Origin of the sequence: Acidithiobacillus sp. IBUN Pt1247-S3 (genome assembly GCF_041146875.1) — a bacterium.
Lineage (GTDB): Bacteria > Pseudomonadota > Gammaproteobacteria > Acidithiobacillales > Acidithiobacillaceae > Igneacidithiobacillus.
This window is the reverse complement of sequence record NZ_JBFRXP010000004.1, coordinates 104,216-130,734: the sequence shown is the minus strand read 5'-3', so window position 1 is coordinate 130,734 and position 26,519 is coordinate 104,216. Positions and strand designations below refer to the sequence as shown.

The 26,519-nt window shown below is 56.0% G+C and carries 26 protein-coding genes; 22 read left to right on the top strand and 4 right to left on the bottom strand.

What is annotated here, in order from left to right:
* The first annotated feature begins 36 nt into the window (after positions 1 to 36).
* Genes AB4090_RS04450 through AB4090_RS04415 form a run of 8 tightly spaced genes read left to right on the top strand, consistent with a single transcriptional unit; the run spans position 37 to position 5,553 of the window.
* On the top strand, positions 37 to 501 hold the full coding sequence (locus AB4090_RS04450; RefSeq protein WP_369572658.1) for a DsrE family protein: 465 nt from the start codon (positions 37 to 39) through the stop codon (positions 499 to 501).
* Entirely contained in the window at positions 498 to 1,379 is an 882-nt protein-coding gene (locus tag AB4090_RS04445) for a symmetrical bis(5'-nucleosyl)-tetraphosphatase (protein WP_369572657.1), read from the top strand. Before AB4090_RS04450 ends, AB4090_RS04445 begins: the two co-directional genes overlap by 4 nt.
* Positions 1,372 to 2,190 carry a hypothetical protein gene (locus AB4090_RS04440; RefSeq protein WP_369572656.1) on the top strand — a complete coding sequence of 273 codons (819 nt, stop codon included), beginning with the start codon at positions 1,372 to 1,374 and terminating at the stop codon, positions 2,188 to 2,190. The genes AB4090_RS04445 and AB4090_RS04440 overlap by 8 nt, the downstream gene beginning before the upstream one ends.
* On the top strand, positions 2,168 to 3,745 hold the full coding sequence (gene recQ / locus AB4090_RS04435; RefSeq protein ID WP_369572655.1) for a DNA helicase RecQ: 1,578 nt from the start codon (positions 2,168 to 2,170) through the stop codon (positions 3,743 to 3,745). Before AB4090_RS04440 ends, recQ begins: the two co-directional genes overlap by 23 nt.
* Positions 3,746 to 3,757: 12 nt before the next feature.
* Complete coding sequence (cyaY, locus tag AB4090_RS04430) at positions 3,758 to 4,075, top strand: iron donor protein CyaY (RefSeq protein ID WP_369572654.1); 318 nt, start codon at positions 3,758 to 3,760, stop codon at positions 4,073 to 4,075.
* A gap of 18 nt (positions 4,076 to 4,093) precedes the next feature.
* Complete coding sequence (locus AB4090_RS04425) at positions 4,094 to 4,537, top strand: EVE domain-containing protein (protein ID WP_369572653.1); 444 nt, start codon at positions 4,094 to 4,096, stop codon at positions 4,535 to 4,537.
* On the top strand, positions 4,530 to 5,204 hold the full coding sequence (locus tag AB4090_RS04420) for a glutathione S-transferase (RefSeq protein ID WP_369572652.1): 675 nt from the start codon (positions 4,530 to 4,532) through the stop codon (positions 5,202 to 5,204). Before AB4090_RS04425 ends, AB4090_RS04420 begins: the two co-directional genes overlap by 8 nt.
* A gap of 13 nt (positions 5,205 to 5,217) precedes the next feature.
* Positions 5,218 to 5,553, top strand: coding sequence for a hypothetical protein (locus AB4090_RS04415; RefSeq protein ID WP_369572651.1), 336 nt, complete (start codon positions 5,218 to 5,220; stop codon positions 5,551 to 5,553).
* Positions 5,554 to 5,572: 19 nt separating this feature from the next.
* On the opposite strand, the gene AB4090_RS04410 is transcribed toward AB4090_RS04415, so the two are convergent.
* From AB4090_RS04410 to lptF, 3 genes are all read right to left on the bottom strand, one after another.
* On the bottom strand, positions 5,573 to 7,528 hold the full coding sequence (locus AB4090_RS04410; protein WP_369572650.1) for a dynamin family protein: 1,956 nt from the start codon (positions 7,526 to 7,528) through the stop codon (positions 5,573 to 5,575).
* Positions 7,529 to 7,621: 93 nt separating this feature from the next.
* Positions 7,622 to 8,692: an LPS export ABC transporter permease LptG gene (gene lptG, locus AB4090_RS04405; protein WP_369572649.1), complete on the bottom strand. Its 1,071-nt coding sequence runs from the start codon at positions 8,690 to 8,692 to the stop codon at positions 7,622 to 7,624.
* Complete coding sequence (gene lptF, locus AB4090_RS04400) at positions 8,689 to 9,831, bottom strand: LPS export ABC transporter permease LptF (protein ID WP_369572648.1); 1,143 nt, start codon at positions 9,829 to 9,831, stop codon at positions 8,689 to 8,691. Before lptF ends, lptG begins: the two co-directional genes overlap by 4 nt.
* Positions 9,832 to 9,917: 86 nt before the next feature.
* Here lptF and AB4090_RS04395 point away from each other — a divergent pair, with 86 nt between their 5' ends.
* From AB4090_RS04395 to ccsB, 14 genes are all read left to right on the top strand, one after another.
* On the top strand, positions 9,918 to 11,420 hold the full coding sequence (locus AB4090_RS04395) for a leucyl aminopeptidase (protein WP_369572647.1): 1,503 nt from the start codon (positions 9,918 to 9,920) through the stop codon (positions 11,418 to 11,420).
* A gap of 9 nt (positions 11,421 to 11,429) precedes the next feature.
* Positions 11,430 to 11,861 carry a DNA polymerase III subunit chi gene (locus tag AB4090_RS04390; protein ID WP_369572646.1) on the top strand — a complete coding sequence of 144 codons (432 nt, stop codon included), beginning with the start codon at positions 11,430 to 11,432 and terminating at the stop codon, positions 11,859 to 11,861.
* 12 nt (positions 11,862 to 11,873) lie between these two features.
* Entirely contained in the window at positions 11,874 to 12,797 is a 924-nt protein-coding gene (locus AB4090_RS04385; RefSeq protein ID WP_369572645.1) for a hypothetical protein, read from the top strand.
* Between the two features lie 10 nt (positions 12,798 to 12,807).
* Positions 12,808 to 15,627 carry a valine--tRNA ligase gene (locus tag AB4090_RS04380; protein ID WP_369572644.1) on the top strand — a complete coding sequence of 940 codons (2,820 nt, stop codon included), beginning with the start codon at positions 12,808 to 12,810 and terminating at the stop codon, positions 15,625 to 15,627.
* Between the two features lie 21 nt (positions 15,628 to 15,648).
* Positions 15,649 to 17,028 (top strand): Na+/H+ antiporter NhaA, encoded by a 1,380-nt coding sequence (gene nhaA, locus AB4090_RS04375; protein WP_369572643.1) that lies wholly within the window; start codon positions 15,649 to 15,651, stop codon positions 17,026 to 17,028.
* Entirely contained in the window at positions 17,015 to 17,842 is an 828-nt protein-coding gene (gene nadC / locus AB4090_RS04370) for a carboxylating nicotinate-nucleotide diphosphorylase (protein WP_369572642.1), read from the top strand. Before nhaA ends, nadC begins: the two co-directional genes overlap by 14 nt.
* A 71-nt stretch (positions 17,843 to 17,913) precedes the next feature.
* Positions 17,914 to 18,204, top strand: a complete 291-nt coding sequence (locus AB4090_RS04365) for a high-potential iron-sulfur protein (protein ID WP_369572641.1) — start codon at positions 17,914 to 17,916, stop codon at positions 18,202 to 18,204.
* Between the two features lie 239 nt (positions 18,205 to 18,443).
* Complete coding sequence (locus AB4090_RS04360; RefSeq protein WP_369572640.1) at positions 18,444 to 18,968, top strand: DUF302 domain-containing protein; 525 nt, start codon at positions 18,444 to 18,446, stop codon at positions 18,966 to 18,968.
* 72 nt (positions 18,969 to 19,040) lie between these two features.
* Positions 19,041 to 20,777 (top strand): thiosulfohydrolase SoxB, encoded by a 1,737-nt coding sequence (gene soxB / locus AB4090_RS04355; RefSeq protein ID WP_369572639.1) that lies wholly within the window; start codon positions 19,041 to 19,043, stop codon positions 20,775 to 20,777.
* Between the two features lie 12 nt (positions 20,778 to 20,789).
* On the top strand, positions 20,790 to 21,536 hold the full coding sequence (locus tag AB4090_RS04350) for a hypothetical protein (RefSeq protein WP_369572638.1): 747 nt from the start codon (positions 20,790 to 20,792) through the stop codon (positions 21,534 to 21,536).
* Positions 21,505 to 23,319, top strand: a complete 1,815-nt coding sequence (locus tag AB4090_RS04345; protein ID WP_369572637.1) for a cytochrome c biogenesis protein ResB — start codon at positions 21,505 to 21,507, stop codon at positions 23,317 to 23,319. The genes AB4090_RS04350 and AB4090_RS04345 overlap by 32 nt, the downstream gene beginning before the upstream one ends.
* 21 nt (positions 23,320 to 23,340) lie before the next feature.
* Positions 23,341 to 23,706 carry a sulfur oxidation c-type cytochrome SoxX gene (gene soxX, locus AB4090_RS04340; protein ID WP_369572636.1) on the top strand — a complete coding sequence of 122 codons (366 nt, stop codon included), beginning with the start codon at positions 23,341 to 23,343 and terminating at the stop codon, positions 23,704 to 23,706.
* 24 nt (positions 23,707 to 23,730) lie between these two features.
* Positions 23,731 to 24,603, top strand: a complete 873-nt coding sequence (gene soxA / locus AB4090_RS04335; protein WP_369572635.1) for a sulfur oxidation c-type cytochrome SoxA — start codon at positions 23,731 to 23,733, stop codon at positions 24,601 to 24,603.
* Between the two features lie 12 nt (positions 24,604 to 24,615).
* On the top strand, positions 24,616 to 25,794 hold the full coding sequence (gene ccsB / locus AB4090_RS04330; protein ID WP_369572634.1) for a c-type cytochrome biogenesis protein CcsB: 1,179 nt from the start codon (positions 24,616 to 24,618) through the stop codon (positions 25,792 to 25,794).
* A gap of 42 nt (positions 25,795 to 25,836) precedes the next feature.
* Here ccsB and AB4090_RS04325 read toward each other — a convergent pair whose 3' ends face one another.
* On the bottom strand, positions 25,837 to 26,511 hold the full coding sequence (locus AB4090_RS04325) for a hypothetical protein (RefSeq protein WP_369572633.1): 675 nt from the start codon (positions 26,509 to 26,511) through the stop codon (positions 25,837 to 25,839).
* Between the last annotated feature and the right edge of the window lie 8 nt (positions 26,512 to 26,519).

Genomic DNA, 26,519 nt, shown 5'->3' with positions numbered 1-26,519 from the left:
GTGATTGCGATAAAAATTGCAGCAAGTGTACCCATCTTGGCGGAAAATCGCCACGCCGCCCATACGCCTGCAGAATCTCTGCTACACTCAAAGAAATGGCGTGGCAACGCAATCAGTTCGTCGTCCACCTCGAGATGGAGAATCGCAGCGATGCAACGAGACGACACCATGCATTGGACGGTTTTAATCCGCGCTGCCGCAGGTAGTGAAGGCGCTCCCGTGCTTCATGCCCTGCGCACTGCCATCGCCGCGCTTGCAGATGACATTGAAGTCAAAGTTTTCTTTTTGGAGGAGGCGGTTGCCGTTCTGCGTAAAGAGGCTTGTATTTCGCACCCGGCTCATCACGATTTGCTCGAAGAAATCAAAGAGCTTGGCGGTGAACTCCATGCCGTTGCCCTCCCCAGTGACAACACCGACCCCTTCCTCCCTGGCGTAAAGATTGGCAATATGGCGACTCTTGTCCGCAGCATGAAAACCAGCGATCAGGTGATCAGTTTTTGAGTAGCGATTTTGCCAGCGAGCAGGCTGGGACCTATGCAATTGGCGATGTGCAGGGATGTTTTACTGCGCTCGGAGAGCTGTTGTCTCGCGTAGAGCCCTATCATTCTTTATGGTTTGCCGGCGACCTGATCAACCGCGGCCCGCAGAGCCACGCGACCCTCGCCTGGGCCTATGAACAACAGGACAGAATTCGTTTGGTCCTCGGCAACCATGACCTGTATGCCATCAGCCGCTGGGCCGCAGTGGCCAAGGCCAAGAAGAGCGATACCCTGGCTGCACTCCTTGCTGACAGCAAGGCCAATGACTACTTCCATTGGCTGCGCGAACAGCCGTTCTTTTATCGCGATGGACAACTGCCCTGGAGCATGGTCCACGCCGCCCTGGATGCCGAGTGGAACCTGGCCGATGCGGATGGGCATGCAGAAGAGATACAGCGCGCCCTGCGCGGTAAGAACTGGAAGCGTTTCCTGCGGCGTCTGTGGGAAAGTGAGGCACCCCAGCGCTGGCGCGACTGCCGCAACGAAGAAGACGCCCAGCGCTTTCGTGTCGCAGTCTTTACGCGCGCGCGCTGGGTGCGGGATGACGGCCTCTACGCATGGACGAATGATGCCCCGGATGCCAGTTATCTCCCCTGGCATCAGCGCTTTTTTGCCCGGCAGAAGGAGGGTGCACTTGTTTGCGGTCACTGGGCCACCCAAGGTTTACTGGTCAATGACCGCCTACTCGCCCTGGATAGCGGCTGCGTTTGGGGGCGCCAACTCACTGCGGCACGCATCGATCAGACTCCTGCCGCCATAGTGCAGGTCAACTGTGACGGCTTTTCCGGGGTTGCAACCCCATCAGCAAGCAAGAAACTGGAGCGCCTCCCCCATGCCTGAACCTCTCTACAGTGCCGCCCGCCTAAGTGTCGGCCAGGTATTTTCCGGTGCCGGGCAGATCCTGCGTACCCATTTCTGGCGTCTTGCACTGAATTTGCTGCTCCTCGCTCTGGTCGCCGTATTCGGTTTTGCCCTCCTCAGTGTTGCCACAGAGCAGATTGCCACTTTGCGTTTGCTCTGGACGATATTGGAAAGTCTTTGGACTAACGTCTTACTGATTGGCTTTTTTCGCGCCATCGCCCTGGCTAGCACTAGCCGCCCTTATGAGGCACTAGCGCCCTTTTGGAGCCTGCGCGAGCGCGAAGCATGGCTCCTGGCCCTGCCACCCGCCATTATCAACGTTCTTTTACTGCAGTCCTCTGGCTATCTCGCGCTGCAAGGTCATACAGACCCCGCTGCAGCCCTGGCGATCCTACAAAGCCCTAGTTTTTGGCTCACCATCGTCATTTCCTATTTCATCGGCACCTTTTTTCAGTATGCGTATGCACTGTACGCAGCCTACGGCATGAGCGCGCGCGACTCTTTGCACAGTGCCACACGCTTGCTTGGCGATCGGCTGGGCTGGCTGTTTTTCCCACTCTTGGTAGGGCTGGTATTGGCTGCTATCGCTTTCCTCCTTGTCAGCATTTTCGCCGCAGCCGCTGCTCTGATCAGTGCTGGAAATGCCACCCATAGTCCAGCTTTTACCGGCATACTTACCCTCATTTTCTTGGCACTTCTCTTCCCTGCACTCATTTGGGCGAGCAGTTGTACCCTGTTAGCCGCTGCCAATCTCGTCCGCGTTGCAGATGACACACGCTTCATCCCCTGAGCTGGCGCAAGCGCGGCGAATTCTCCGAGAGGTCTTTGGCTACGCAGAATTCCGTCCGCCACAGGACGCCATCATTGCGCGGCTGCTCGGCGGTGGCGACGCCCTGGTGCTGATGCCCACCGGGGGCGGCAAGTCTCTCTGCTACCAAATCCCTGCCCTGGCGCTGCCGGGCACCGCAGTCGTCATCTCACCGCTCATCGCCTTGATGGAAGATCAAATTCAGGCCCTGCGCCAGCGGGGTATCGCCGCGGCCGCCCTGCATTCCGGGATAGTGGAACAAGACGACCTTGAAAATACCTTGCGGGCGGGAGAACTGCGGATCCTCTACTGTGCCCCCGAGCGTCTGCTGCAAGAACGTATGTTGCGCCTGTTGCGGGAGCTGCGCATCAGCCTCTTTGCCATCGATGAAGCCCACTGTGTAGCCCAATGGGGGCATCATTTTCGCCCAGAATATCGTCAACTTGGCCGCTTACGCGCCCTCTTCCCCAAGGTGCCGCGCATTGCCCTCACCGCCACCGCCGATCTGTCCAGTCGTGCGGAAATTCAAGAATCTCTCGCGCTGGGTGATGCCGAAGTCTTCGTGCAGTCCTTCGACCGCCCCAACATTCGCTACCAGATGCAACAAGGAGGCAATGGGCGCGAAGCCTTGCAGGAGTTCCTACGCGGTCGCCGTGGCGCCGGAATCATCTATTGTCTGTCGCGCCGCAAGGTCGAGGAAACCGCTAGCTGGCTGCAGAGTTTGGGGTATCGCGCGCAGCCCTATCATGCGGGTCTTCCTGCCGGGCAGCGCAGCGTCCACCAGAGGGACTTCCTCAACGGCAAAACGCAGATCATGGTCGCCACCATTGCGTTTGGAATGGGCATCGACAAGCCCGATGTACGTTTTGTCGCCCATCTCAATCTACCAAAGAGTATTGAGGCCTATTATCAGGAGACGGGTCGCGCCGGACGCGACGGTAAGTCGGCGGAGGCGTGGTTGCACTATGGCCTGCAAGACCTCCTCTGGTTGCGACAGATGATTCAACAATCCGGCGCCAGCAGCGAACAACAGCGCGTCGAGGAAGAACGACTGCAGGCCATGCTCGATCTAACGGAAGAAGTCGGCTGCCGCCGGCAGAAGCTCCTCGGCTATTTTGGCGAAACCCTCAGTAAACCTTGCGGCAACTGCGACAATTGCCTACAACCACCGCCACTCTGGGATGCCAGCGAAGCCGCGCAAATGGCCCTTTCCGCAGCCTACCGCAGTGGCCAGCGCTGCGGCGTGCAACACCTTATCGACATCCTCATCGGCCGCGACACGCCGCGTGTACGCCAGGCACAACATCATCGCCTGCAGGTCTTTGGCATTGGGCGGCGCTTGCCGGCTCGGGACTGGCAGCAGGTCTTCCGCCACCTCCTTGCCCGCGGCCACCTACAGCCCCAGCCAGAGGGAAGCGGGCTCATGCTACATGGCAGCAGCCGCGCTATCTTGCGCAAGGAGCAGCGTATCTGGTTGCGCTCGATAGCAGCAAGCACTTGCCCCGCAGAGCCGAGAAAGCGATCATGGCGCCAATAGAGGAGACAACGGATGACGCAGAGTTTTGCCGCAGCAGTGGAAGAGTGTTTACAGGGGCTGCTCGACCAGATCGAAGCCCAGGCTCCAGATGTCGAAGCCGATCTCATCGACAGCGTACTCTCCCTGCGTTTGCCTGATGACAGCGAAATCATCCTCAATCGGCAAGCAGTGGTTGAACAGATCTGGCTAGCCTGCAGCGACGGGCCGGCACGTTTTGATCAAGATGCCAGCGGCGCTTGGGTGGATGCCCGCTCGGGTCAGACTTTGCCGGCATATTTGGGCAAAATTCTGCAGCGGCGTCTGGGGCAGACCATCGAATTGGAGGCATAATCGATGGCCTATTGGTTGATGAAAACCGAACCAGAGGCCTTTTCTCTTGATGATCTAGCCGAGCGCGGCCAAGAGCCCTGGGATGGAATTCGCAATTATCAGGCACGCAATTTTATGCGTTCAATGACCCCCGGAGATGGTGTTTTTATTTACCACTCTCGCGTCCTGATTCCGGGAATCGTGGGGGTAGCCGATGTGCGGACCTCCGCGCATCCCGATCCCACGCAGTTTGATTCGAGTTGCAAGTATTACGACCCAAATTCCAAAGCGGAGACTCCCCGTTGGGATCTAGTGGATGTCGGTTTTCGCGGACGCCTTACTTCGGTAGTCTCCCTGGACGAATTGCGCCGGATGTCGGTATTTTCTGACAGCCCACTGATACGTAAGGGCAACCGCCTGTCTATTTTGCCTATTACCGAGGCACAGTGGACCGCTGTATTGGAGCGTGTCGAGCTTGTTTGAGCCGATTTTGTATTTTCACTGGTCCGATCCCCAGGCACTGCGTCTACGTCTGCTCCTTGGCGCCAAGGCACTCGACTACCGGCAAGAAGCTCGGCCACTGCAAGATCTGGAGACCGCGTTTGATTTGGGACATGCACGACTGCCCATTTTGCAAACCGCTGACCGCAACTGGGGTGGGGAGTTGAGCGACCTCCCCGAGCTGGATGCAATGCTGGGCGGAGAATCTCTATACGCTGGCATTATCACCACAGACGATTGGCAGGCATTCTGCCAGTGGCGACAAGGCCTTGATTCGTTGCTACAACGCCTGCTGGTGCCGGTGCAACCTGCGTTTTCCGAAATCTCTGATGACCCGGAAGATCTGCAATACTTTCGCCAGGAATCTGAGCGCCGTTTTGCCCAGAGCCTGGAAGCCCTGGCCAACGACCGTTATGGCGGCTACCAACAGCTTGCCCAACGCGGGCGTCTCAGCACATTGGCCAACTTGTTGGCTAAACAGCGTTTCTACCTGGGCCGCCTGTCGCTCATTGATCTGGTTCTCTGTGCCGATTTCCAGCTTCTCCGCCTACTCGACGGCGTTACCCTTCCCTTGGATCTACAGTATTATTTTCAGCGCGTTGCCGAGAGCTGTCGGGTATCTCTCAACAGTGGCATGCGCCCCAACTAGCAGGAGTGTACCGATGACCTATGCCGAACTAATCGAATTTCTGGAGAGCCATGTGAATTTTTCCCTGCTCCACGGCCAGGATGTGGCTAGCGCTGTGCGCGCAGCAGAAGCTGGAACTCTGCACGACCCGCTTGCCAGCGAAGTACTGGCGAGTACCTACAAGAGCAACAAATGCACTAGCGTCGCATCGGAAGTAACCCGAGCGGATAGTTTTTCCGGTTTGGCGCAGCTACGGCTACGCAGCCAAGCGGATGATGCCGACCCGCAACTTTTCCGTCAGGTATTGCAGTTGTCGCAAAACCTGGATCGGGCATTTGATGAAGATACACTGAGACAGAAAAAATCATGATCGGCAGAGAAACAGATCATCACGCAGCACCTGGAATGTCTGGAATGGATTGAAAGTACTGATCAAGCTCATTCTGCAGAGAGGCCAATTCATCCATTTCATAATTGATGCGGGCCTCTCGCAAACGCAGGTCTTCAATTCTTTGCTGAATGCTGGCCGACGACTCCGCGATAGCGGTGAGGGCAATCAATTTTTCCTGCGCCTGAGCACTGCAGCGCTGTAGATGAGCATTCATCAGGTCAAAAGTTTCCTCGACCCAACCCAACAGATCGCGCCGAGTTTCGAGAACGAAGTTACGGACCTGTTTCGCTAAATTGAAAAAGGCCTTACGAACCACAACACCCTGAGGGTAGGCAGCAATTTCCAGGCGTTTTCCAAAACGTTCGTAATAATCAGACAAAGCGAGAAGCTCAGCTCTTCTTGGCAACAGAATATAGGGCAAAGTATCCAGTTTAGGAAGCGCATAAACCTGCTCTAACGCTCTATAGGAACTCATCATTTTATCTGACAGCCTGTTTGCACGCGCGAGCGCTTCGTCGAACCCGGAGATCGTATCGGCAAAAAACTTTCCAAAGCTCTCATAAATACCGAACGTCGTCCACACAGCAAGCATGTCATTTTTTGCACGCTCTACAAGCTCGTCAAGCCCCTCCAGGGAGAGAGGATCCAATAGTTGGCGCTTTTCCTGCGCATTTAAATCACCTTGCAGACGAAAAAATTGATCTCTGTCTAATGCAAGATTATCAATGATTTTTCTTTGCCTATCAATCAGGGAAAGCACTTGATCTCCTGCTTGCGCTTCTAATCTACGCATGCTCTCCATATCCGCGCCAACCGATTGAAGCTGCTCTTCCAAAACAAAACGCTGATCAATTATCACCCTTTGCAGAATAGATTTTGTACTATTTGCAATCTCTTTACGTTTTTCCGGAATAAGAATGTTTCCGATACCATTCTCTAAGTCTTCGATGCCACTCTCACGAACCCGATCCTCTTGCTGCCGAAGCCGACCAATCAATGCCTCACGAGCAGAAATCGCCACCACCTGGTTGAAGTTCACTTGCAATCGACTGGCGCTGGTATTCCGCTGCGCCAACATCTTCTCCGCGCGCGACTCCGCCGATTCGATCTCATCGTAAAGTAGATCACATTTGTTCAGTACTACCAACTGACGCCGACGGCTATGTATTGCCAGTGATTGTTCCCAAATTTGCAAATCGCTTTGCGTAACTCCGGTGTCTGCCGCCAAAACAAAGATGGATGCATCTGCACCTCTGGTTGCATCTAAACCTAAATCAGCCTCGCTACCCAAAGAGTTTAGTCCAGGCGTATCAATGACTACCAAACCCGCAGATAACAAAGGGTGTGGCAAACGTAACAATGCGTAGCGCCAACGTGAAATTTTTACTCGGCCTTCGCCACAGGAAGGGCAATGGGTTAGTTGGGGGCGCGTGCTATCTAATGGCGGACAGAGGCCGAAGCGCCGCGCTTCTGCGAGAGGGACACACTGAGTCTCCTGAATTTGGCGCAGTGTGGCTTGCGTTTTCTCCATATCGACAAGAGCAATCGGCATGCGCTGCCAGTGTTCCGGCATTTTCTTCAGATCTTGAATATTACGGTGCATGCTACTTGACTGCATGGGTAAAAAATCGATACTGGCGTCACTTGCAGCACAGACTTCCACTGGACACATGGTTGTTTGTCCGACGCCAGATGGTAGAAAGCGGTATTTCTGGTTATAAAAAAACAGGGCATTTATTAACTCAGACTTTCCCCGCGCAAACTCACCATAGAAAGAGATAACAACTCGCTCTTCACGAATTTCTCGCGCCAATATTTCCAAACGGAGCATTGTACCGCTCGGTAATAAATCGAGGCGATGCGAAAAGGCAGAGATCTGCTCGACCAGCGCCGCCAACTCATTGCGCCAGTTAGAAAACTCCTGCAACGCTACAACTAGTGCTGACTCATTCACGGTTGTGCCTCAAGAGTCCGAATCATAGCTTGTAGTTTGCTGCAACAATGCTCAATGAGGCAAGGGCAACGCTATTCTACTCTCAACTCACAGTCAGATGTGCCGCTTATAGAGAAACCAGGCCAGCGCGGCATACAGCGCCATGGGGGTCAGGGTGGCAAGCGAAGGCGGAATGCCGCCAGCGACACTGATGAACCCAGACATTTGCGTCAAGAAGTGAAACGAGATCCCGAGAGCTAAACCAGCGGCGATCCAATAATACGCCCCGCCCGCGCGGGGGTTGCGGATGACCATCGGCACTACCAAGCAGATCATGATCAACCCCACCCAAGGGTAGGTAATCCTTTGCCAGAATGCCAATGCAAAGCGGTTCATCGCCAGTACGCCGCCTTGCAAATCGCGATCGTTGCGCCATAGTGATTGCAGCGTCATGGTGCGGGTGTGATGCGCAAAACTACGCAGTGTTTCGGGCTGCAAATGCACTGACCAATTCTGTTGCGCAGCGGTAGAAATCTGTACTGCGTGATCGCCCAACTGGTATTCACGCAAGTCCCGCAAGATCCAGTGTCCGTTTTGATAGGTAGCAGCCTGTGCGTCAACCTGTTTTGCGATGCCCACCATTCCAGCCTGCGGATAATAGATTCGTATCTGTCGTAACTGGGTACCGTTGCTGCCTACCAATTGGATACGGATGAGCATCGGTCCCTGTCGCAACCACAGGCCGCCATTACCAAGCTCCTGAAAGCTGTGGGTGCCCGCATTGGCCCAGAGCAACTCCGACGCAAGGGAACTATAGGGCACAATCCATTGGCCCAAAACAAACATGGAGAGCGCCGCCAGCAGACCCACTCCCAGCAGGGGCCGCTGTAGACGACCAAGAGACCAACCCGCCATACGCAAGGCCGTAATCTCAGAATGGCTATTCAACATACCGATCCAGATCAAGGCACCAATGAGCAAGGCCAAAGGGATCACGGTGTATGCCGTCTCTGGCATTTGCAAGGCGACATAGCGGAACAATAGCCCGGTCGTCCAATGTCCATGGCCTGGCCCAGAGGCCTTGGCAATCAGCTGCGCAACAAAGACCATCGCAAGCAGCACGATCAACACTAAGCCGCTGTAAAAGAACATGCCGCGAAACAGCAACGCATCGGCTCGCTTCATGGCAACACCCCGCGCATCCAGGTAGGAAGAATCGGCAAATCGGCCTGTCGCCGGTAAAACAAATAGAAAGCCAAAACTGCCAACAAGATCCAGGTCCAGAACAGCCCCGGCACCGGCAGGATCTTTTCTTGAATCAGGTTCTCTTTCAAGGCCACCAAGAGATTGTTCGCACCCAAAAGCAGCAAGATCCCAATCAGGACCCCTCCGGCCCGCCCCGGACGGCGCGGCTCGGCGTAGGCAAGCGGGATGGCCAAGAGTACAACAATAGGAATGAACAACGGCCAGAAAGCACGCCACTCCAGCTCCGCCAGGGCATGCGCGTGTTCATTCGGCGGCCCGAGCCGCGCGAACAACTGCGGTAAAGACATTGCGCTCCAGGAAGTCGCAATCCCTCCCTGCTGCGGAGCCGCTAAGTCCACGCGGTAGCGGGCAAAGCTCCAAATTTTGTATCCAGCTTGCCCAGGTTGACCGAGATAGCGCTGGCCATCAATAAGCAGCAACGAAACGCCGGCCTTTTTGTCAATTTGGATCTCGCCAAAGGCCGCCGTTGCATAATCTGGGGCGCCGGTGCGCGAAAGGTCGATAAAGATTTCGTGATAACGATCTTTGGCGCCGGCTCCCTGCCCCACGTAGATCACCCGCCCGTCGGGGATATGGGCAAAACTACCGGGCTGAATCAGCGCTTGTGCGGCAGCGGCAGCGAGGCGCGCACTCTCATCCTGCAAATGCTGTTGTGACGCGGGCGCCCACCATAGGGCAAGCCCCGCTTCCAGAAGAACGAGGATAAAAACACTTGGCAGCAATCCCAGGAATAACTTCCGCAAACCAATACCGGCGCCATGGATGGCCATCATCTCGTTATGGCGGTAGAGATTGGCAAAGACTAGATAGACGGCGAAAAAGAGTGCCAGAGGCAAAACAGTTACTAAAAGAGTGGGGATACTCAGACCTAGCAACTGCAAGACCACATGCAGCGGGAGCTGCCCCGAGGCCACTTGTTGCAGGATCTGGCTCAATTGACCAATCGCCAACAATGCCAACACCACCGCACAAGCAATAACGAAATAGCTCAACACCGAGCGCAGAATGTGTGCAGTTATCCGCTCACGCGGCCACAGGAAAGGCCTCAGCAATGTCATGATCATCCTCGTTGCGTTGGCCTGTAGGCATATCCCTGGTGTACCCTACAGGGATTATCGAATCGTGTAGTAACTGGAGGCAGACCGTGGAAATCTCTTTGCAGCAGAACGTCACCCTATCGGAGCCATGCGCTTGCTTGGTGCTTGCCTGTCACGAAAAAGGCCGGCTGCCCGCGAACGCCAAAAAAATTGATGAACTCAGCGACGGCTTCCTCAGCCGATTCCTCGCCCATGGCGATTTTACGGCGGAGCCGGGACAATGTCAGCTTCTTTATGCTGTACCCGGCCTGGCCGCCGAGCGCTTGCTGCTGGTCGGTGTCGGGGCAGGTGAAAAACTCGCCGAGGGCAAACTGCAGAAGGCCGCGCGCGCGCTTGGGCAAACCGTCGCCCGAGCCCAATTGACGAACCTGCATCTTGCCTTGGCGGACGTCGCCGTTGCGCATCGTAGTTCTGCGGCAGCGACGGAGCTCTGGTTGCGCGGCATCCTGGATGCACAGTATCGATTTGACCAACACAAAGAGCCTGCCAAACACCCGCGGCATAGCCTGGAGAAAATCAACGTCCTCGTCCACGAGAAGCTCGCGGCCGAAGCGGAGGCGGAAATGCAGCAGGCCTTATCCTCCGCAATCGCTATTTCGCGCGCCAGCGATTGGGCCCGGGATCTCGCCAATCAACCCGGCAACATCTGCACCCCAAGCTGGCTGGCAGAACAGGCCACCCAGATGGCGCAGGCGCGCGGAATCGAAACGGAGATTCTCGGGCCGACAGAAATGGAAGAACTCGGCATGCATCTCCTGCTGGGTGTTGCCCAGGGATCACGGCAGGAACCTCGGTTGATCGTCTTACACTACCGCGGCGGCGCGGCGGATGCCGCTCCTATCGTTCTCGTGGGCAAGGGTCTCACTTTCGATGCCGGCGGTATCTCCCTGAAACCCGCCGACAAAATGGACGAAATGAAATATGACATGTGTGGTGGCGCCGCTGCCCTCGCCGCCATCCAGGCGGCGGCGGACCTCGCTTTGCCTCTCAATGTTACCGCCATCGTGCCGGCGTCGGAAAACCTGCCCGATGGCCAAGCCACTAAACCTGGCGACATCCATCGCAGCATGGCTGGTCTTACCGTCGAAATCATCAATACCGATGCCGAAGGTCGCCTCATCCTTGCCGATGCGCTCAGCTACGCCAAGCGTTTCAACCCCGACGTCGTCATCGACATGGCCACCCTTACCGGCGCCTGCATCATAGCGCTTGGGCACCAGACAGCAGCGGTGCTTGGCAATCACGAGGGCTTGGTAATGGAATTGCTGCATGCCGGACGAAGCAGTCAGGATCGTGCCTGGGAGCTGCCCCTCTTTGAGGAATATCAGGAACAGCTCAAGAGCCCCTTTGCTGACTTGAGCAACGTGGGTGGGCGTCCAGCAGGCACCATCACCGCCGCCTGTTTCCTGTCACGCTTTACCGAAGAGTACCGCTGGGCACACCTGGACATTGCTGGCGTGGCCTGGCAAAGCGGCGAGCACAAAGGGGCAACCGGGCGTCCGGTTCCCTTGTTGGTGCATTTCTTGCGCCAACGCGCCAAGGCAGATTGAAACCTGTCGATGTCCGGCACGGCCAATTTCTACCAACTTCCAGCCGTTCCGCTGACCGTGCTAGAAAGTCGACGTGCCATCTGTCGGGTCATCGCAAAGGCCTGGCAAGTGCTGGGAAAGGTAGACGTACTGGCAGCGGATGCAGAGGTAGTAGGCGCCTATGACGACCTGCTCTGGACCTTCCATGCGGGAACGTTCCTGCCCCACGGGCAAGTCGCCAATGAGCCCGTGTATCTATTCCATGATCCTCGGCAGAGACGTGCGGACGCCCGTGCCTTGATACTCATCGAATGGCCGAATGAGCTCCCAACACTTGACAGCACAGGTCGTCTCATCGACTTTATTCCTTCTGCCGAAGGGGAGCGCGAGCCAGCTCGCGAGCGTTATCGTCAATGCAAACGAGCAGGGTTCAGTATCCAGTTGTTCTCACTGGAAATTTGAGGGAGAAAATGCATGACCGTACATGATCGTCGCGAACCGATATTGGACGAAGAAGAGTTTCCCGCAGGGACCGAGCCATTATTGTTACAAGATCTCGTTCGCGAGGGCTTACCTCCGCCCCTCTGGCGACGCACGATGCAGAAAACAGAAAAAACTGCGTACGAAGAAGAGGTAGACGCCACGGAAGAAACGCCGGCTGCGCTTGCAGCCCAGCCAGACTCGCTGCATGCCACACCCACCAGCGAGATCAGCCCGACAGAGGCTGAGGAAAGTATGGAGGAAACAGAGCTGGCCAAGGCTCTCGAAAGAATTCGCAAGCTGTCCTTCCATTATCCCGCAGAAGAAGCAACGGCAAGCCAGATACCAGAAGAGGAGCCGGTCCAATCGAGCCCCATTACCGAGCCAGCGGTGGAAGTGCCCGCCTCTACTCCCCCAGCCGAAGAAAACTCGGCGCTAAAGGACTTACAACCTGCGGCTACGAGCTCCGAAGAACATGTATCCATAGAAAATCACGATATTACTGCTGTCGCACCGAGCGAGCTTGCCAGCACCCCTCTCAGCGAAGCCGCGGAACCGGCGCAGGAAACACGAGGGGAGAGCGTGGCGAATGACGACGCCAGTAGTCCAAGCCCGTCGATCTTTGATGGCGACTTTCTCCGTCAATTCGAAACACTTCTATTCCATGAGGTCGAACGCCGGGTACTCGCAGAACTAGAAGAGAAAATCACTCAACACTTGCAAAAAACCTGGAAAGAGCAGGTGAGCTTGGCGGTAATGCGTAGCCTTGCGCTGGAAGGCATTCGCCTGCGCGAAACGGTATCACGAGAAATTCAGACCGTATTACCGGAAATCCTACAACGAGTTCTACATGAGGGGCTGGATGAAGCACTGACTCCAGGCCTCGCCGATGATGCCCGTCAACCATCAAATTCGTAAGGAAGTCCCAATGACTGACTCCCTCGACCGCCCTTTTGCGCCGGCCGAAATAGAAAGCGCTTGTTACCAGTTGTGGGAGGACCAGAGGGTCTTTCATCCGCAAGGGGGAAACAGCACCTACTGCATCATGCTGCCACCGCCGAACGTAACCGGTACCTTGCACATGGGGCATGCCTTTCAGGATACCCTCATGGACATCCTCACCCGCCGGGCGCGGATGCAGGGCAAACAGACTCTCTGGCAGCCCGGCACTGATCATGCGGGTATCGCCACACAAATGCTGGTGGAGCGTCGGCTGGAGGCACAAGGCGAGAAGCGTCACCAACTTGGGCGTAGCGCCTTTCTGGAAAAGGTCTGGCAGTGGAAGGAAGAATCCGGAGGACATATCAGCCGCCAGATGCGCCGCTTAGGCGCCTCCTGTGACTGGTCGCGGGAGCGCTTCACCCTCGACGAGGGGCTTTCCCATGCCGTCACTGAGGTTTTCGTGCGCCTGCACGAGGAAGGCCTGATCTACCGCGGTAAGCGCTTGGTCAATTGGGATCCGGTGCTGCAAACCGCCGTCTCCGACCTAGAAGTGGTCAGCAGCGAGGAAGGGGGCAAGCTCTGGCACATTCGCTACACCCTGACTGACGGCTCCGGCAGTCTAGTTGTCGCCACTACCCGTCCCGAGACCCTGCTCGGCGATGTGGCGGTAGCCGTACATCCAGAAGATGAGCGCTACCAGGCACTGATCGGCAAGACTCTACGCCTGCCCATTACGGGTCGGGAAATCCCCATCATTGCCGACGACTATGTCGAGGTGGAATTCGGCTCCGGCTGTGTAAAGATCACCCCGGCCCATGATTTCAATGACTATCAGGTCGGACAACGGCACCACCTGCCGCTGCTAAACATCTTCACCTCTGATGCGCGCATTCGTGACGAAATCGAGGTGGTGAGCGGCAGTATCGGCGACACGCAGATCCCAGAAGAGCTGCGTGGCTTGGATCGCTATGCCTCGCGCAAGCGTCTTCTGGCTCTGCTGGAGGTCGAAGGCAGCCTGGTACAGACGGATGAGCATCGCCTAATGATCCCGCGTGGGGATCGCTCCCAAGCCGTTATCGAACCGTACCTGACCGACCAGTGGTATGTGCGCGTAGGACCATTGGCCGAGGCTGCCACCGAGGTTGTGCGCGCGGGCAAGATTCGCTTTGTACCGGAAAACTGGACGCGCACCTACTACGACTGGATGGAGCGCATTGAGGACTGGTGCATCTCCCGGCAGCTCTGGTGGGGGCATCAGATCCCCGCCTGGTATGGCCCGGATGGCAATATTTTCGTCACCCGGACGGAGGAAGAAGCACAGCACGCCGCCGCCGCGCACTATGGCATGCCCGTGGTTTTGGAGCGTGATGCTGACGTGCTGGACACCTGGTTCAGTTCGGCCCTGTGGCCCTTCACCACCCTCGGCTGGCCAGAGCAGACGCCAGATCTGCGCGAGTTTTATCCCACCTCCGTCCTGGTCACCGGCTTCGACATCATCTTTTTCTGGGTCGCCCGGATGATCATGATGGGGCAGCACTTTACCGGGCAAGTACCTTTCCGCGAGGTCTATGTGCATGGCCTGATCCTCGATGGCGAGGGGCAGAAAATGAGCAAGTCCAAGGGCAACGTCCTTGATCCCATAGATCTTATCGACGGCATCGATGGCGAGGCGCTGGTCGCCAAACGCACCCAGGGGCTGATGCAACCGCAGATGGCGGAGAAGATCACCAAGGCGACGCGCAAGGACTTCCCCAACGGTATCCCTGCCTTCGGTACCGATGCCCTGCGCTTCAGCTTTGCCAGCATTGCCACCCAAGGACGCGACTTGCGCTTTGATTTGAAGCGCGTGGAAGGCAACCGCAACTTCTGCAACAAGATCTGGAATGCCGCCCGTTTTGCCCTGATGCAAATCCCCGAAGATGCCGATCTGCACGGCGCGCGTGAGTTGTTGCCGCCGGAGCGCTGGATCATTGGCCGGCTGCAAGAAGCGGAGGCGAGCGTCAATGATGCCATTGAGCAATATCGCTTTGCCGACGCCGCCCATGCCCTCTATCAGTTTTTCTGGAACGACTACTGCGACTGGTACATCGAACTCAGCAAGACCGTGTTGCGCCCGGAATCTAGCTTTTCTGCGGCGGAAATCCGCGGCAGCCGCTATACCCTGCTGGCGGTCCTAGAAGCGGCTTTGCGTTTGGCGCATCCGTTTATGCCCTTCCTCACCGAGACTCTTTGGCAGCGCGTGGCCGAGCGACTCGGTAAAGAGGGTAAAACCATTGCGCTGACGGCCTATCCGGTAGCCGACCTGCAACGCGTCGATCAGGAAGCCGATGCTGACCTCGCTTGGCTGATGGCTTTCGTGGGCGCCCTACGTTCTGTTCGTGGCGAGATGGATATCGCCCCCAGCCGCGAGCTGCCCGTGCTCTTGCAGGGGGGCAAAGACAGCGACCGGGAGCGTCTGGAGCGCCTCTCGGTCTGGCTGCGCAGCCTGGCGCGGATGGGCGAGGTAGAGTGGTTGGCGGCGAAAGCTGAGGGCCCACCCGCAGCCCTGCAACTGCTGGGGGAATTGCGCATTTTGGTGCCGCTGGCCGGCCTTATCGACGTTGATGCCGAGTACCAACGCCTCAGCAAGGAAGAGGCGCGCCTCCAAGGCGAGCAGGACAAGGTACAAAAGCGCCTGGCGCAGCCCAGCTTTCGCGAGCGCGCACCTGCCGAGGTCGTCGCCAAGGAGGAAGCACGCGTGCAGGAACTGACTAACGCGCTGCAAGAGTTAGCCGAGCAGCGCCGGCGTCTGGATGCCCTGCGCTAGACAGGCTGGCAGAGTTCGTCTGTGGAACCTGAGAATCCATCACGCTTCCCGCAGGAGCGCCTCTACCCCCTCGAAATCCTATTCGGCAAGGTACTGTCGCCGTTCGAGCAATTCCTTCGCCGGGCGACAGCTGGGGGATTGGTGCTCATCGGCGTCACCGTCTTGACCTTGATCTTGAGCAACTCTGCCTTGCACGATGCCTATCAGCATTTCTGGCACCAGCACTTTAGCCTGCACTTTGCAGGCTGGAGCTTGGATCATGATTTGCAGGACTGGGTCAACGACGCCCTGATGGCCATTTTTTTCTTTGTCGTTGGGCTGGAGCTCAAGCGGGAACTTTTGGTTGGCGAGTTGGCAAAGTTCAGCGATGCGATCCTGCCCATTGTCGCTGCCATTGGCGGAATGCTGGTGCCCGCGTTGCTCTACTCGGCGCTCAATGGCATAGGCGAAGCCCACGCTGGTTGGGGCATCCCCATGGCCACGGATATCGCCTTTGCCATCGGCATTTTGGTGCTTCTCGCCTGGCGCGTGCCACGCAATCTCATCATTTTTCTGACTGCGCTAGCCATTGCCGATGACCTCGGCGCGGTGCTTGTCATTGCCGTTTTTTATACCGCCCACATTGACTGGTGGGCATTAGCGTCGGCGGGCGCCGTTTTCATCCTGTTGGTGCTGCTCAATCAGGGCGGCATTCGCCGCCCCCTGCCCTATATCTTGCTAGGTATATTGCTCTGGTATTTCTTGCTGGTTTCCGGGGTACATGCTGCCGTGGCCGGGATTCTGTTGGCCATGACCCTGCCGGCACGCGGTTGCGTAAGCCCGGCGCAGCTGCGCAGCACCCTGGAAGAACAAGAACAAAACCTGACTGAACTTTTAGCCAGCGAAAAGACTTTCGATCCCTTGGTTAATCCCAAGCTCAGTCATCTCGCCGAGGAACTGCGGCATCACAGTCGCGAAATGATCTCGCCACAGCAGCGCCTAGAGCACAGCATTGGTCCCTGGGTAACCTTTGGCGTGCTGCCCATCTTCGCCTTAGCCAATGCCGGCGTGGACTTTTCCCAGATCAGTGGCGAAATGCTCTGGAGTTCGGTGACCCTGGGCATCGTCCTGGGTCTGGTACTCGGCAAATTTTTGGGTATCAGTCTAGCCAGTTGGCTAGCAATTCGTCTGCGCATCGCCAAGCTCCCCCAAGGCGTCGCCTGGCGTCACTTACTCGGTGCCGCCTGGCTGGGCGGTATCGGCTTTACCATGTCGCTATTCATCAGCCAGTTGGCCTTTAGCCAGGCGGAGCTGCGGGAAGAGGCCAAGGTCGGTATCTTGGTTGCCTCCCTGCTCGCTGGCATCATTGGCCTTGTGTGGCTGTGGATGGCAAGTGAGAGGAAAGGACATGCTGCCAGCTGACATAGCAGAAACCGTAGCGCACGCCCTGGCAGAAGACCTCGGCAGCGGTGATTTGAGCGCGGCCCTCATTGATCCCGCGCGCGAGCTAGAGGCACGGATCATCAGCCGGGAGGCCGGAGTACTCTGCGGCCAAGCCTACGCTGAGGCCGCATTCGCCCAACTCAGTTCTCGCTTGCAAGTGGAATGGCAAGCTGCGGAAGGTGCCGAGATCGCCCCCGATCAACAGCTTTGCAGCATCCGCGGCCCGGCGGCGGCACTGCTGAGCGGCGAGCGCAGCGCACTGAATTTTTTGCAACTGCTGTCCGCCACGGCCACGCAAACCCGCGCTTTTGTGACACGCATGCAGGGCAGCAAGACCAGGCTATTGGATACCCGCAAAACCCTGCCCGGCCTGCGTCTGGCGCAAAAATACGCGGTGCGCGTCGGGGGTGGGCACAATCACCGATTGGGACTCTTTGATGGCATCCTCATCAAGGAAAATCATCTGGCTGCGATTGGTGGCATCGCCCCGGCCATCGCTCGCGCCCGCGCCCTGGCGCCGGTGCTCACCCGCGTCGAGGTCGAAGTCGAGACCCTGGAGCAGCTCGACGAAGCCGTCGCCGCCGGCGCCGACATGGTGCTCCTCGACAATTTCTCGCTAGAGCATTTGCGTAGCGCCGTGCAACGGGTTGCCGGCCACGTCCCCCTCGAGGCCTCCGGCAATATCTTCCTGGACAGCGTCGCCGCCGTCGCCGCCACCGGCGTCGATTATCTCTCGGTGGGGAGCATCACCCGCAATGTCCAGAGCCTGGATTTGTCGCTGCGTTATCTTTGAGCACAAGGTATACAAACGGCTGTTGGCTTGGGTATAGTCTGGATGGCTTCAACCACAACAGGAGTAACGTTATGAGTACGGAGACCCCCAAGATGAACCGCCGCGATTGGTTACGCAAAAGTGCTTTATTTGTTGGCGCCGCCACAATCGCCCCGCTGGTATTTACCAGTCCGGCCGAGGCTGCCGACAAGATGGCCAAGACGGCGGTCAACTACCGCGCCAAGCCGAAGGGCTCGGAAATGTGCAGCAACTGTAAGCTCTTTATTCCTGGCCCCACACCTACTGCCGATGGCGAGTGCAAAGCGGTAGCCGGTAAGATCGACCCCAAGGGTTGGTGCGACATCTACGTTCCCAAGGCCTGAATACGATAGGCCGCGAAAGCGGCCTGTCCCCTCTGTAGCACCCTGCTGTTCCATTTTGCCCACCCCAAGCGTCCTCCAGTCATATTCTCCCCGAGCTCTTCTGTCGCGATCCCCCGGCAGTTGTTTCTGTCTCGCTGATTTTTTTGGAGAATAGGAACGCGGACCGATTCCGCTAGGAATCGATATCTTTACGGCATACATTTTGCTACAGGCTTTATATCTTAGAGTCTGGAGTTATCATGAAGCGAATCACTGCCACCTTTTCTGCGCTGGGCCTGTTCACTGTCTTTTCCGTCGCCCAGGTCTGCGCTGCACCACTCTATGTCGAGAAGGTCGATCTGCCCATCAAAAGCACCATGTCGGAAATTAACAGCAATCTCCATGCTGCGGGTTACAAAATCGTTCTCAAGCTCAACATCCTCAAGCTGGTCAAAGCGCAGCAGAAGACTCTCAAGATCCCCGATTTTGATGCGGTACACTTCACCGATGTTCGCGCCCTGGTTTTCTGCAATCCCTATGACTTCAGCAAATTGCTCAATACCTATTGGCCCAGCGCCGCGGCCTGCCCGTTAAACCTGACGGTATTCGGACGCGGACAGAACAGTTACATCGTCTATGGCGAGCGAACGGCCTATGCAGGCACCTCCGCTGCCAACAAAAAGGTCACCGAGAGTGTCGACCAAGGGGTCATCAAGGCCCTGCAACAGATTCCGATGTCGCGCGCACTACATAAGATCCCGGACTGGGTCGCACCGGCTGCGTAATTCGGACTGAGAAACCGCGTTCGCTGGCAAACGCCAGCAACTATGCCAAAACTTGAAGAGGAGTTGTTCGCAATGAATATTAGCCGTAGAGATTTCATGGGGATTATGGGCATCGCCGGGGCCAGTGGCTTTCTTGCGCCTTCGGCCCTGGCCTCCAGTTGGGGGGATGGCAAGGATCCCTACGACATCCCCAAGTATGGCAATGTAACCCTGCTGCACATTACCGACACCCATGCCCAACTGCTACCCGTTTGGTGGCGGGAGCCAGGCACCAACATTGGCACCAAGCAACAACACGAATGGGGCGTCACCCCACATCTCGTTGGCAACGCCAAACTGGATTACTACGGGATTAAAGCCGGAACACCCGAGGGGTACGCCCTATCCTGCCTTGATTATGACAGCCTAGCGCACAAATATGGCAAGATTGGTGGCTATGCCTATATCGCCACCCTGGTAAAGCGCTACCGCGAGCAGGTTGGAGCCGATCGCACCCTCCTCTTTGATGGCGGTGATGCCTGGCAAGGTTCGGCCACTAGCCTGTGGACCCGCGGCGAAGACATGGTGGGGGCGCAGAATCTGCTCAAGGAGGACTACTTCGTTGGGCACTGGGAATTTACCTATGGTGCCGAGCGCGTAGAATACCTGTTAAAACACAAATTAAAGGCGAAATTCCTGTCGCAGAATGTCTTTACCATTCCCTGGGATGAACCGGTTTTTGATCCCTATGATATTCGCGAGATCAATGGCGTAAAAGTGGCAGTGATTGGTCAATCTTTTCCATTCACACCCATCGCAAATCCGGCCTACTTCATCCCCAAATGGTCTTTTGGAGTGCATCCCGGCCATATGCAAAAAATGGTCAACGAGTGCCGCGAAAAGCACAAGGCGGATGTGGTGGTCGTACTCTCGCACAACGGTATCGATGTCGACAAGAAGATGGCTTCTCAGGTCAATGGAATTGATATCATTCTCGGCGGTCATACGCACGAAATCGTCGGCCCGAAACCCGTGATGGTCAACAAGACCATCATCGTCAATACCAGCACCAATGGAAAATTCATGGCCCGCTTTGATCTGGATGTGCGCAAGGGAAAACTCTCTGGCTGGCGCTTCTACTATCTGCCGATCCTTGCCAACATGATTCCCGCAGACAAGGAGATGAGCGACTACATCGAGAAAGTTCGCGCACCCTACGCGGAAAAACTGGCCGAGCCGATGGCGGTAACCGAGAGCCTGCTTTACCGGCGCGACAACTTTAATGGCAGCTTCGACCAGTTGATCTGCAATGCGCTACGCGAAGAAATGGATTGCGAAGCAGCCTTTTCACCGGGCTTCCGTTGGGGATACACCAAATTACCAGGTGAGACCATCACCATGGAAGACGTGATGGGACAAACCGCCATCACCTATCCGCAGGTAACCGTTACGGAATATACCGGAGCCGAACTGAAAAATGTGATGGAACAAGTGGCCGATAATCTCTTCAATCCTGACCCCTATTATATTCAGGGGGGTGACATGATTCGCGTTGGCAACATTCAGTATACGTTTAATCCGGCCGAGACCATCAATAAGCGAATCTCTGATTTGCGTGTTGGTGGCAAGTTGGTTCACGCCAGCAAGAAGTATAAGGTGGCGGGCTGGGCGGCGATGCAAAAGGTCGAAGGCACTCCGGTTTGGGATGTTTTTGCAAAATGGTTAAAGGACAAAAAAACCGTCCGCGTCGATCGTCGTGACTTGCCTGTCTTGACGAAAAATATGACTGGGAATCCGGGCATTGCCTTCCCAAAAGAATATGAGCTCTGAGGGAGACGCGCGATGAAGCTCTTGCCAGATTTGCCGTTTATCGAGAAGCTGCTCTACACCGGTTTCATTTTCCTGGTGGGACTGGGGCTACTTTCGGCAGAAGCCTATACCTACGTCGCCATTCAGGGATTAGACGGAAAACCTGGCATTTCTGTGCAAGACCTAGTCGTTCACTATTATGGCAATCGCAGCTCCAGCAAATTGCAAGCCATGCTGCCAACGATGATGTCGATGGCGCAGGTACCGGCGCAAGAAAAGCCGAAAATGATCACTGCCGTCAATCATTGGATTGCCAATGGTGAAAGTCGCACAGACTACGAGAAAAACGTACGTCCATTGATCAACGCCTCCTGTCTTAAGTGTCACACCATAGGCATGCCGAATATTGGTACCTTCGATCTTCTCAAGAAACAAGCAAAGGTAGATATGGGTATGCCGTATTCAGCTATGCTCATGAATGGCATGATTCATTTAACGACGCTCGGGGTAATTTTTTGGATTGCCGGGTGGATTTTTGCTCGAACGCGATCATCTAAGGGGGTGAAGGTCTTCTTCATTGCCATTCCATTTCTCGCATTTTTTCTCGATTTCGCCGGATGGTTTCTTACCAAGCAGAGTCCGGACTTCGTTTGGCTGGTGTTAATTGGTGGCATTTTTTCCTGTCCAGTAGTGCTCTTGGGCATGGCCATCAGTCTCTATCAAATTTGGTTACTCAAAGGTTCGAATCATGGCGATCGAGCACAACCCCTCGCTCCCTGAACAGCAGACGCAACGTCCTTGGAGCGCCAGCGCACGCCTTGTTTGGCAGGCGCTGGTTTCCATGCGTTTAGCAGTCCACTTGCTGCTCTTTGTCGCTATCGCTTCTATCATTGGCACGATTCTCGCGCAGCAGGTAAGTTACCATCAGTACGTTGCCCAATTCGGGCCGTTCTGGTATCGGGTATTTGCTGATCTCGATCTCTACGATGTTTATCGCTGTGGCTGGTACATCGGTCTTGTTGCCTTTCTCGTGCTATCGACAGCATCCTGCGTTACCCGCAATACACCGGCGATGCTCCGCGATATGGCGTTACCAAAACGCTTGATCAGCAGCAAATTCTTGTCCAGTCGTTGCGAACAAACACAATTTTCGCTAGCTGCAGATGCCCTCACCGATAGTCGATGGGAAAAAGTTTTACGGGAAAGAGGATACCGCACGCACCTGCTCGCCGGACCGGACGGGAAAGAGATCCTCTTCGCGCAAAAGGGCCGCTTCTATCGTTTCGGTTATATCTTTACCCACTTTGCGATTATCCTTTTTTGCGCTGGCGCGCTCTACAATGCCAACCTGCCATTAAAAATTCGGGAATGGTTAGGCTCCGTACGTCCACTTAGCAATTTCTCCCTACCGCTGTCCAAAATTCCGCAAAAGGATTGGTTACCGGCAGATGATAGTGCTTTTCGCGGCATCATTAGCATACCAGTCGGGCAAAGCGTGAACGCGATGTTTGAACTGATTGGCGACGGCTTTCTGGTGCAGCGCCTGCCATTTACCGCACGACTCGATCATTTTACGATTACCCATTACCGAAATGGCATCGCCAAGAGTTTTATCTCTAAAATTTCTTTGTACGACGCCCACGGAAAGCTGTTACATACCGGTATCGCGTATCCCAATCATCCGTTAACTTATGATGGCGTAAGTATTTTCCAGACTTCTTACAGCGATGGTCGTTCGATGCTCGATTTTCAGAGCCACTCCCTGCTCGACCCTGGACTGCCCGCCAATGCCTTTGCCGCACGGGTCGGACAGCGGTTGCGCGCAGGCGGCAACAACTATCAGTTAACCATAGAAAAGCTCAAGATCAACAACACCATTCCCCGCTCGGACTTAGGACTTCCCGAACGCCCCAATCATACCATGATTAATGTGGGCCCTATCGCCCGATACCGTGTCACCAATCGCAAGACCGGAGAAAGCTGGGTTTACAAAAGCTATCTACGACCCCTGCAGCGCCAGGGGGAGAGCTTTCTTCTGCTGGCTTATCGTCGCCAGGGTATCGGCGCCGAACAGTACCTGGCTATCCCCGAGGGCCCGCATGGCGGCATTGGACTCTTCGTGCATTATCTTGGTGCCTTGGAGACTGCGGCTGCGCAAGGCGCGGATGCCAGTTCCACCGTATTTCGCCAAACCTTAGAGCAGGTGAGCACGGCGCGCGGCGTTCAGCTCACAGCGCTAGAAAGGGCCTATTTCATGCACTCCAGCATGGTTTCCCTACGTAGCTTGCATAACTACCCCCTGCCCTTTCTTATCACCCTGCAGCATCTCCATCTTCGTTGGTCGGCGGGACTGGAAATGACCAAATATCCCGGCATGCAGATTGTGTACGGCGCCTGCTTCCTGCTCGTTGGGGGAATTTTCATTCTCTTTTATGTGCCGCGCAAACGTCTGTGGATTCGCAAAACCGGAACCCATCAAGCACAGATCAGCGGCGATAGTTCCCGTAACCCGGAAGATTTTCATCAGGAATTTCTCGGCATCACCGAGGAGCTCCAGTCCTGACCGCAGCAAAAGGAGAACATCATGTATCGTCAAACCGCTCGCATCCTACTGTTACTGGGCGCTGTCGCCCTCCCCACCGCAGCCATTGCTGCGCCCAGTGCTGCCGACATCGCCGCCGGCAAGTCTATTGCGTTTAATCGGGCTGAAGGCAATTGTCTGGCCTGTCACGTTTTACCAGGTGGCACCATGGCCGGCAATGTAGGACCAGATCTGACTCACTTTCCCTTCAAAATCGTTTTCCACAATCGTCAGAAACTGGTGAATTTCATTTATGACCCAGAAAAGGTCATACCGCATATCAACATGCCACAATTTGGCAAAAATAAGGTATTGACGCATCACCAGATTGAACTGGTTGCGGGTTATCTTTGGTCTTTGCAGAAGTAATCACCCAACACAAGGAGAAACGACATGAAATACGCAAAACGGGTGTTATCCTTGAGCCTCGGTCTCGCGCTATGCAGCGCAGCAATCTCTGCCAGCGCTATCGATTGGTGGCAGTTGGGCAACACCAAAGTCGGGCCACAGAAAACCTTGCAGGAGTTCCATCAGTACTTTCAGGAACAATTTCCCAAGATGAGCCTCGCGCAGTACGCGTTGGGAAGTTATGCCTTCAATAAACAAGCCTACCAACAGTACCAGGAAGCGATGCAATTCAACCCTGGTGACCTGACCCTGGCGCAAGGAAAAAAGCTCTGGGAGGCCAAGTTCCCTGATGGCAAAACCTATGCCTCTTGTTTCAGCGATGGGGGCAAGGGGGTTGCCGCTGGTTTCCCCTACTATGACAGTAAAACGCACCAAGTAGTGACCGCGGCGATGCGTATCAACGCCTGCCGCAGCAGTAACGGGCTAAAGCCGCTAAAATACGGCAACAGTGACCTCGTCGCTTTGCAAACCTATTTTACCTCTCTCTCTAACGGGTTGCCGACTAATGTCAAAGTAGAGGGAGCAGGGGCGGTAGCGGCCTTCGAGGAGGGTAAGGCGTATTACTTTATGCACCGTGGGCAATTAAATTTCAGCTGTGCCAGTTGCCACGTCGCCTACGCCGGAAAATACCTGCGTGCGCAAATTATTTCTCCGTTACTCGGGCAAAGCGCGCACTTTCCCACTTACCGATCTGCGTGGGGGGCAGTCAATACCCTGCAGAAACGCTTCATGGGCTGTGACAAAAAGGTCGGTGCCGCCCCGCAAAAGCTACAAAGTTCGGAGTATCGCGACCTGGATTACTTCATGACCTACGTCAGTAATGGAGTCAAGATCAACGTGCCAGGCTACCGGCCTTGAGGAGGAGCAGCGATGTCTGTAGATGTTAGTGAGCTTCGTCAATGGTTCGCGTTCCCGCAGGGGGCGCGGGAACAACGCTTGTGGCAACGATTATGGGCAGTTGCACTCACTGCGGGGGCTTTTGCCGTTTGGGCCGTGTTTCGTGCCGACTTCTGGATGTGGCAGTACATCACCCTGGGAATCTGGTATGCCGCGCTGCTCTGGTTTGGTTGGCACTGGCCGGCATTTCGCCGCCTGTTTTTTGCGATTTTAATAGTCGCAGCGCCCGGCGTCTGGCTCTATATGGCGGGCTACACCGCAGCCGACAGCCTCTTGTTACGCTACGTATTCCAAAGCACTTCCATGTTCTACTGGATGAGCGCCGCAATCTTGGTGAGTGCCGTCAGCTACTACTGGTACCTGTACGCCGGGTCACAGAGCGCTGGCGATCGCGGACACCGCTTCGCCTGGTTGGCAACCGTACTGGGCTTTGCCGGCCTGGCCATCCGCTGGAAACAGACCTATGTGGGGCACCCGTCCTGGGGCCATATCCCGGTGACCAATATGTACGATGCCATGGTATTGCTCTGCACCATCACGGCATTGTTCTATCTCTATTACGAATCCCAGGGCAAACGCCGTGGCTTGGGCGCCTTCGCCATGCCGATGATTCTGGCCGCCGACATCTTTCTGATTTGGGTCGGGGTTGCCTATCACCAGAGTCAAATACAGCCTATTGTGCCCGCACTGAACAGCTTCTGGATCAAGATACACGTGCCTTGCGAATTCATTGCCTACGCCAATTTCTATTTGGCGGCAATGGTGGGCCTGGCATACTTGCTGCGCCAGCGAGCAGAAAGATTGGGTAGCAGCTTGATAGAACGTCTGCCAGAACTCGACAAGCTGGAACGTATCATGGCCGCGATGGTGACTTTCGGGTTTCTGTTCTTTACCGCTGGCACCATTCTCGGTGCGGTTTGGGCGGCCAAGGCCTGGGGCGGCTTCTGGTCCTGGGATCCCAAAGAAACCTGGGCCTTGATCGTGTGGCTCAACTACGCTGCTTATCTACATCTGCGTGGCCGCAGTCCGCAACACCGGCCAAGTGGCAAGACCCTGGCCTGGTGGTCAGTCATTAGTCTCCTGACCGTCACTTTCTGCTTCATTGGCGTTGATCTCTTCCTGGGAGGCCTGCACTCCTACGCCAAACTGTAACCGTTATAGGCGCCTCGGCCATGAGGCGCCGTTGCCTTTTAGTTACTGCTTGCTGGCCCCAATTCCCACGGAAGACTTCCACTGCTGCATCTTGGCAATGAGCGGCGACTTGGCGCAATCCGTGGCCGAGAGGCTACTGCAGGCGCTCGCCCACTGACTGGTAGTCTGGAAAAACTTCTGCGCCGCGCCCGCCTGTTCTGCCTGCGCCCCACCCAGGAGCGTCTCAGCCTTGCCATACATAGTCGCCCGCGTCTGCGCCCAATTGGCCACCCCCTGCCAGCAGGACGCCCGCTGGGCACCACTATCCCCAATACAAGCCGTGCTTTGCGTACGGGCGCTGCCCAAGTCTTTTGTCCAGATATGCGCAAAATTACTGCCAGTAATAGCCGTCACACTGCTTGGCACTGGGACCAAGGATTTCGACTCCAGGGTCGAAACTGTCGGCACCATCGGCACTGGCGCCAGGGCCTGCGTCGGCAGATTTTCCTCGCGAATAGCGGGCAGCGGCTGTTTCGGCACGGCTGGCAGGGTGATCTTGGGCGGCGTTGGCATGCTTGGCTGCGCCGAGGGTTTGTATGCGGGCTGCGGCAGGGGTGGCATAGCCTGGCCCGAGGGCGGCAAACCGTTGTTGGTTGCCGAAGCACAGCCAGCAATGGCGGTCGCGAGAATGGCGAGGCCCAAATAGGGGGTCAATTTCATTACAATATCCTTTCTCATCTCTCATC

Coding starts and splice junctions, on each gene's coding strand:
- AB4090_RS04415 (WP_369572651.1), top strand. CDS start 5,218: ATGACCTATGCCGAACTAATCGAATTTCTGGAGAGCCATGTGAATTTT.
- AB4090_RS04390 (WP_369572646.1), top strand. CDS start 11,430: ATGTCCGGCACGGCCAATTTCTACCAACTTCCAGCCGTTCCGCTGACC.
- AB4090_RS04380 (WP_369572644.1), top strand. CDS start 12,808: ATGACTGACTCCCTCGACCGCCCTTTTGCGCCGGCCGAAATAGAAAGC.
- AB4090_RS04350 (WP_369572638.1), top strand. CDS start 20,790: ATGAAGCTCTTGCCAGATTTGCCGTTTATCGAGAAGCTGCTCTACACC.
- soxX (WP_369572636.1), top strand. CDS start 23,341: ATGTATCGTCAAACCGCTCGCATCCTACTGTTACTGGGCGCTGTCGCC.
- AB4090_RS04425 (WP_369572653.1), top strand. CDS start 4,094: ATGAAAACCGAACCAGAGGCCTTTTCTCTTGATGATCTAGCCGAGCGC.
- recQ (WP_369572655.1), top strand. CDS start 2,168: ATGACACACGCTTCATCCCCTGAGCTGGCGCAAGCGCGGCGAATTCTC.
- lptG (WP_369572649.1), bottom strand. CDS start 8,692: ATGAAGCGAGCCGATGCGTTGCTGTTTCGCGGCATGTTCTTTTACAGC.
- ccsB (WP_369572634.1), top strand. CDS start 24,616: ATGTCTGTAGATGTTAGTGAGCTTCGTCAATGGTTCGCGTTCCCGCAG.
- cyaY (WP_369572654.1), top strand. CDS start 3,758: ATGACGCAGAGTTTTGCCGCAGCAGTGGAAGAGTGTTTACAGGGGCTG.
- nadC (WP_369572642.1), top strand. CDS start 17,015: ATGCTGCCAGCTGACATAGCAGAAACCGTAGCGCACGCCCTGGCAGAA.
- soxB (WP_369572639.1), top strand. CDS start 19,041: ATGAATATTAGCCGTAGAGATTTCATGGGGATTATGGGCATCGCCGGG.
- AB4090_RS04365 (WP_369572641.1), top strand. CDS start 17,914: ATGAGTACGGAGACCCCCAAGATGAACCGCCGCGATTGGTTACGCAAA.
- soxA (WP_369572635.1), top strand. CDS start 23,731: ATGAAATACGCAAAACGGGTGTTATCCTTGAGCCTCGGTCTCGCGCTA.
- AB4090_RS04360 (WP_369572640.1), top strand. CDS start 18,444: ATGAAGCGAATCACTGCCACCTTTTCTGCGCTGGGCCTGTTCACTGTC.
- AB4090_RS04325 (WP_369572633.1), bottom strand. CDS start 26,511: ATGAGAAAGGATATTGTAATGAAATTGACCCCCTATTTGGGCCTCGCC.
- AB4090_RS04385 (WP_369572645.1), top strand. CDS start 11,874: ATGACCGTACATGATCGTCGCGAACCGATATTGGACGAAGAAGAGTTT.
- AB4090_RS04440 (WP_369572656.1), top strand. CDS start 1,372: ATGCCTGAACCTCTCTACAGTGCCGCCCGCCTAAGTGTCGGCCAGGTA.
- AB4090_RS04345 (WP_369572637.1), top strand. CDS start 21,505: ATGGCGATCGAGCACAACCCCTCGCTCCCTGAACAGCAGACGCAACGT.
- lptF (WP_369572648.1), bottom strand. CDS start 9,831: ATGACATTGCTGAGGCCTTTCCTGTGGCCGCGTGAGCGGATAACTGCA.